8 protein-coding genes and 1 pseudogene are annotated in these 5,279 nt (G+C 71.3%); 5 read left to right on the top strand and 4 right to left on the bottom strand.

The genetic code is table 11. The features are described 5' to 3' along the window. Positions 1 to 202 precede the first annotated feature (202 nt). On the top strand, positions 203 to 634 hold the full coding sequence (locus tag ACY45C_RS08045; protein ID WP_462186995.1) for a MarR family transcriptional regulator: 432 nt from the start codon (positions 203 to 205) through the stop codon (positions 632 to 634). A 36-nt stretch (positions 635 to 670) separates the two neighbouring features. Here the strand turns inward: ACY45C_RS08045 and ACY45C_RS08040 are convergent, their stop codons facing one another. Next, a complete protein-coding gene (locus ACY45C_RS08040; protein ID WP_462186994.1) occupies positions 671 to 1,684 on the bottom strand; it encodes a Gfo/Idh/MocA family oxidoreductase in 1,014 nt (337 codons plus the stop codon). A 219-nt stretch (positions 1,685 to 1,903) separates the two neighbouring features. Between ACY45C_RS08040 and ACY45C_RS08035 the strand changes: the two genes are divergently transcribed. Continuing rightward, positions 1,904 to 2,575: a 2'-5' RNA ligase family protein gene (locus tag ACY45C_RS08035; protein ID WP_462186993.1), complete on the top strand. Its 672-nt coding sequence runs from the start codon at positions 1,904 to 1,906 to the stop codon at positions 2,573 to 2,575. On the opposite strand, the gene ACY45C_RS08030 is transcribed toward ACY45C_RS08035, so the two are convergent. Both ACY45C_RS08030 and ACY45C_RS08025 read right to left on the bottom strand, forming a co-directional pair. After that, positions 2,542 to 3,075, bottom strand: coding sequence for a winged helix-turn-helix domain-containing protein (locus ACY45C_RS08030; RefSeq protein WP_462186992.1), 534 nt, complete (start codon positions 3,073 to 3,075; stop codon positions 2,542 to 2,544). The two genes, ACY45C_RS08035 and ACY45C_RS08030, sit on opposite strands and share 34 nt — an antisense overlap. A 340-nt stretch (positions 3,076 to 3,415) precedes the next feature. Beyond that, positions 3,416 to 3,496, bottom strand: coding sequence for a putative leader peptide (locus ACY45C_RS08025; RefSeq protein ID WP_347272474.1), 81 nt, complete (start codon positions 3,494 to 3,496; stop codon positions 3,416 to 3,418). 93 nt (positions 3,497 to 3,589) lie between these two features. Between ACY45C_RS08025 and ACY45C_RS08020 the strand changes: the two are divergent. The 3 genes and pseudogenes from ACY45C_RS08020 to ACY45C_RS08010 all read left to right on the top strand — a co-directional run. Next, positions 3,590 to 4,069, top strand: a pseudogene (locus ACY45C_RS08020) (hypothetical protein); the annotation flags it as partial. 86 nt (positions 4,070 to 4,155) lie between these two features. Beyond that, positions 4,156 to 4,605, top strand: coding sequence for a hypothetical protein (locus ACY45C_RS08015; RefSeq protein WP_462186997.1), 450 nt, complete (start codon positions 4,156 to 4,158; stop codon positions 4,603 to 4,605). 43 nt (positions 4,606 to 4,648) lie between these two features. Further along, on the top strand, positions 4,649 to 4,990 hold the full coding sequence (locus ACY45C_RS08010) for a DUF2530 domain-containing protein (RefSeq protein WP_462186991.1): 342 nt from the start codon (positions 4,649 to 4,651) through the stop codon (positions 4,988 to 4,990). A 28-nt stretch (positions 4,991 to 5,018) separates the two neighbouring features. Here the strand turns inward: ACY45C_RS08010 and ACY45C_RS08005 are convergent. Continuing rightward, the coding region (locus ACY45C_RS08005) for a hypothetical protein (protein WP_462186990.1) at positions 5,019 to 5,279 on the bottom strand (261 nt) is incomplete at its 5' end.

Here is a 5,279-nt window from a genome sequence, read left to right as displayed (position 1 = left end):
CACCCAGCTCCAACACCAACCACTCACCGCAAGATCACGAATCTACGTGAATGTTTACCTTCGGGGGCCGGAGATCGCGAGAGGCCTCCTGTGGTGGTGGGTCGGCTGCCGCTGGGGGGTAGCCGGCCCGCCTCCTGCTGTTTTCGGCGGTTCGCCAGAATGTCATTCGTTTCTGAGTGTCGCTAACGAGTACCGTCGTGAGATGGAGACCGAGACGGCACGTGAGGCCGAACTCGCGTCCGCGCTGCGCCTGTCGGTGATGCGGCTTTCTCGGCGCATGCGCCAGGAGCGGTCGAGCCGGCTCACCCCCACGCAGACTTCCGCGCTTGCTACGCTGGAGCGGCATGGCCCCATGACGCTCGGGGAGATCGCCGTCCACGAGCGCGTCCAGCCGCCGTCGATGACCCGGGTGATCGCGCATCTGGCCGTCACCGGGCTCGTCGAGCGCCGGCCGCACCCCACCGACGGCCGTCAAGTGATCGCTGAGGTGACCGAGGCGGGTCGAGCCCTGCTCGAGGACGACCGTCGGCGCCGGGACGAATGGCTGACCGATCGGCTGGCCGAGCTCTCACTCGAGGAGATCGCCGCGCTGAACCGCGCCGCACCGATCCTGGACGCGCTTGCCGGCTCGTAGGCCGCCCGCCGATCCGAGCATCGTTCCAAGCGCCATTCAGAGCTCCACCCAACCGCCCCGCTGATGGGAGGTCTGCGCGGCGGCCATCAGATGGTTCGCAGTGAGCAGGTCGTGGAAGGTGGCGCCGCGGACCAGCCGGGCGTCGTCGAGTTCGGTGGCGCGCACCACGTCGTAGGTGGCCTCCACCAGCCCCGGCCGGGAGGTCGGCACGGTCGGCATCATCAGATCCCGGATGCCGCTGCCGTCCTGGCGGCGGACCAGACGGCCCTGGACGACGATGCGTCCGGAGTCGCCGCACACCGTGAGGGTGGCGGTGCCGAGGTCCCCGCCCATCTGCTCGTTGATCAGAACCGTCGCGCCGCTCGCCGCCAGCAGGGCCAGCGTCACCGGTGCGTCCGGGGTGAGCGCCGGGGCGGGCATCGCGGCCGGATCGGCGCAGACCGCGAGGATCTCGCCGCACCAGCGCGTCGCCAGATCGATGATCTCGACCCGCCCGGCGGGCCCGTCCGGCGCGCCCACCACGGTCATCTGGGTGAGCCGGCCCAGGGAGGGAACGGTCGCCGCGACGTGGGTGGCGGCAGGCCAGGCCCGCCCGTCGAGCGCGACCACGTGGGTGAGATCACCCTCCTCGGCGAGGTCGGCGACCGCGCGCAGGGCCTCGGCCTCGACGGTCGCCGGCCCGGCCAGGAGCACGTGCAGGCCGATCTCGGCCGCTTGCCGGGCGACGATGTCGGACGCGGGCGGCGGCATCTCCACGCAGACCGCCTCGATGTCGTCCGAGAGCAGGGTGAGCAGATCTGCGTACGCCCGTCGGACACCTGCCTCGGCGGCCCAGGCCAGGGACTCCAGCGGTTCCGGGGCGAGGAGACCGACGACGTCGACCCCGGCGTCGCGCAGCACCTCGGCGGTGGTGCTGTCCGAGCCATCGGTGACCAGGGCCATCGCGAGGGGCAGGTCCGGCTGCCGCCGGCGCACGACGCGCCGCAGCTCCCGCCATGCCTGAGAAAGGGCGGGATCGCGCGGCGGCACCAGATCGGGGAGCGTCGTCACAGCATTGATAGTGCTCCCCGTCTGGTGGCGAGGGTCGCCGGTCAGCCCGATTGTCGCCGAGAATCGACCGGAGGCCGAGCGCTCGCCATCCGAGCCCGGAGCAGGTCCGTGTCGCACTGTTCGTCTCGTCCCAGGGAGACTGTCGTCCCAGGGAGAGGGAGCCTGTCATTCCAGGGAGGTTGTCGTTCCAGGGAGGTTGAGCTGGCGACCAGACTGTTCGTGGCGGCCGTCCCACCCCCCGAGGTCGCCGAGGCGCTGCTCGCGGCCGTGCACAGGACGCGCGCCGCGGCGGCGGATCTGCGCTGGACCACGCCGGACCAGTGGCACGTCACGTTCGCCTTCCTCGGGCCAGTGCCGGACGACCGGCGCGCCGAGCTCGACGCGAGACTGGCGCGGGTGGCACGCCGGCACGGCCCGTTCGCCGTCGAGACGGTCGGTGGCGGACGGTTCGGCGATCGGGTGCTGTGGACCGCGGTGCGGCAGCCACCGCCGGTGACCGCGGACGCATCCGTCGACTGCATTGCCGCAGCCGCAGCCGCAGCCGCAGCCGCCGGTGACGTGGCTGGCTCGCGAGCCAGCCCACGCCTGACGGCGCTGGCAGTGGGGGTCCGGCGGGCCGCCGAGCGTGCCGGGGCGGCCGGCCGGGACACCCGTCCGCTGCGCGCACATCTGACGCTCGCCCGGGTGCCGAACGGGCGCGGGCGGGCACTGCAACCGCTCGTCGAGCTGTTGCGTGCCGATGTCCCACCGCTGCCCTGGAGCGTCGAGCGTCTCATCCTGATGAGCAGCTCGGGCGGCGGCGAGTCCGGATCATCCCCCACCTGCCGGGCGGAGACGGTCTGGGACCTCGTCGGCGGTCAACCGTCGGTCGAGGGATCCGCCGGGCGGTAGCGGTAGCCCACGCGGCGGATGGTCTCGATGCGATCCCGGTGCTCCGGGCCGAGCTTGCGTCGCAGCCGCGTCACCAGGACATCCACCGTGCGGATATCGGGAGCCGACTCGTCGTCGACCTGATGGCCCCAGACCGAGCAGAGCAGTGCCTCCCGGCTGTACGCCTGCCCGGGATGGCGGACGAAGAAGTCCAGTACCTTGAACTCCAGGTAGGTCAGCTGCAGGGCCCGGCCGTCAACGGTGGCGAGCCAGGCGGTGCGGTCGACCCACACCCCGCGCCGGGGCGGCGCCGCGATCTCCCACTGGCCGGTCCGGAGGCTGGCGCCGGGCGTGTGTGCGGGCGCCGTCGCGGGCAGGGATGGTCTCGGCAGGGACGGTCGTGGAAGGGACGCCGCCGGGACGGACGCCGCACGGGCGGGCGCGGTGCGGGGCGTCCGGTACGGGAGGACGGTCGTCTGTGGGGGCATTGCTGGCCTTTCGGTCAGGTTTCTCTCGGTCACCGAAGATCGGGCGGGCGGCGAGATGCCGTCGACGTGTCAGCGTTCTGGACGGTGGGTGTTCTGGACGGTGGGTCCGCCGGGTACGCGGCGCGGTGGCGCGAAGATGGTGGCGGTGCCTCTCACCGTCGGCGGCGGGGGAGGGCGGGGCCGATGCTGTTCGGGGGAGGTCGGCATATGCAGCTACCAGCGATGACGCTGCCCGGTGGGGCTTTCCTGGCGATACTCGCCGGTTCACGCGAGACGAGGCAACGTCGGTCGACAGGCGGTGGTGTGTCCTAGTAAAGCGTCCGGATCGGCTGACGCTTCGTGAAGCGCCGTGCGGGAGACAGACGGCTGCCCGTCAGGCCGCCGGACAGGCGGCCGAGGCAACGCGGAGCAGATCAATGTGGCCCCGGGTGACCAGGATCAGCCGCTTCAACACAAGAGCAACGGAAGCACACTGCTTCGGCGGTCGCCAAGTATTGAAAAGTATGACTTATCTCACTTCTTGGTCTTTCGGTTGGATCTGTGGTGCATGGCGCAGGCCGTGGAGGTCCCGGGATGTCAATCTTCCCGATGGAAAATCGTGAATATACTCACGGGACTGTTCCAGGAACCGCGGCCGGGGACGTCGGGAACAGGAGATGCCGTGGCTCTGCCTGATTTCTTCGTGATCGGTGCTCCCGACGCGGGTACGGAGGTCTTGCACGAGGAACTCGGCCGCCATCGATCCGTCTTCATGTCCGAGATCCCGCAACCGGGGTACTTCCTGGCCGGGCGCATCCCGGAAAGCGGGCTCGATGTCACCACGGCCGGCCGGGCCGGCGTCGTCTGTTCCGCTTGGGACGAGGCCGGCAGGAGTGCCAGCCTTCCGGGCTGTGTGGCTTGCGCCGGGCCGGGCGAGCGATCACTTGTCCGTCGGCGATCCGACTACGAGGCGCTGTTCGACGCGGCTCCGGCGGGCGCGGTGCGCGGCGAGAGCACCCCGTATTATCTCGCCGACTTTACGGCGTTGCGGCATATTCACGAACTGCTTCCCTACGCGAAGCTCATCGTCGTTCTTCGCGATCCGGTTAGCGGGCCTACGCGAACTGGGTCCGGATGCGGCTGGCCGGTCTTGAGGACCTCGACGATTTCGGACGTGCCGTGGCCGCCGAGGCCGCCCGGACGGCCGCGGGCTGGCCCTGGCCGTGGCGCTACCTGGCTCTGGGCAGGTACGGTACGCAGCTGCAGCGGCTGTTCACGCTGTTCCCCCGCGAACAGGTACTCCTGACGGCGCACCGCGATCTGATCGGGGATCCCGCCGCCGTCATCCGACGAGCCCACGGTTTCCTGGGGGTCAAGCTGGGGGTCGAGCGCCGAGGCCGACCCGGACTACCCGGGACGTCCGTGCCGGCGCTCCCGTCCGTGCTGGCTTTCCCGGCCCCCCGGCTGGATCCGGCGATCGGGGCCCGGCTGCGGGACGGGTTCCGCTCCGACATCGCCCTGCTGAGCGACGTGACGAGACGCCGGTTCGACGAGTGGCTCGTCGAACCGGTGGACGACTCCTGACCAGCACCTTGGCCCGCGAGCCAAGAGGGTAGCGTCGACCGGGATGAGCGTGTCAGCAAGCAGCGATTCCACGGGTGGTGCGCACGCCCCCGAGGTCCCGCCCGTCCCGGGGGGCGGCGAGCCCGCCGCCGCGACAACCCGCCCGCCCACGCCCGAACCGTTGCCCTACGACGGGGTCGCCTCCGTCGCGGTGGGAACCGTGCTGTGGGCCATCGCCGCGCTGGTCCTGGCGTTCTTCCTCGACGACCTGCGGGACGACGGCCGGCTCTGGTGGTTCGCGACGGCGATCTGCGGCTTCGTCCTCGGGCTCGCCGGCCTGTGGATCGTGATCCGCCGCCGCAACCGGCTGCGGGCGCGGGGAACCCCCGACCACACGGATCGATAGTCCAGCGACCGGAACCCACCGGCGCGGCTCAGGTCTCGTCGAGGTCGTCCTCCGCGGTTCGGAAGGCGGTACCGTCAGGGTCGCGCAGCGCCGCGGCCAGCGCATGCCGCCGGTCCCACTGCCCGCCGCGCCAGGCCAGGGCCCGCGCGAGCGCGTCCGAGCCGGCCTCGGCATCCACGTGGATCTCGCCGCCGATCCCGCCGAGTACCCGCCAGGGCACCCGGGTCGGCCGGCCGGCGAGATCCTCGACCAGCAGCGGGTCGTGAACCCGGTACGGTGTGCCGTCCGG

Source organism: Frankia sp. CcWB2 (assembly GCF_977927585.1).
Note: the sequence above shows the minus strand (reverse complement) of the source record. Positions and strands in the feature narration are given on the sequence as shown.

What these genes read in the sequence shown, in the direction of transcription:
- ACY45C_RS08010 (WP_462186991.1), top strand. Translation starts at nt 4,649, where the DNA reads ATGAGCGTGTCAGCAAGCAGCGATTCCACGGGTGGTGCGCACGCCCCC.
- ACY45C_RS08015 (WP_462186997.1), top strand. Translation starts at nt 4,156, where the DNA reads ATGCGGCTGGCCGGTCTTGAGGACCTCGACGATTTCGGACGTGCCGTG.
- ACY45C_RS08045 (WP_462186995.1), top strand. Translation starts at nt 203, where the DNA reads ATGGAGACCGAGACGGCACGTGAGGCCGAACTCGCGTCCGCGCTGCGC.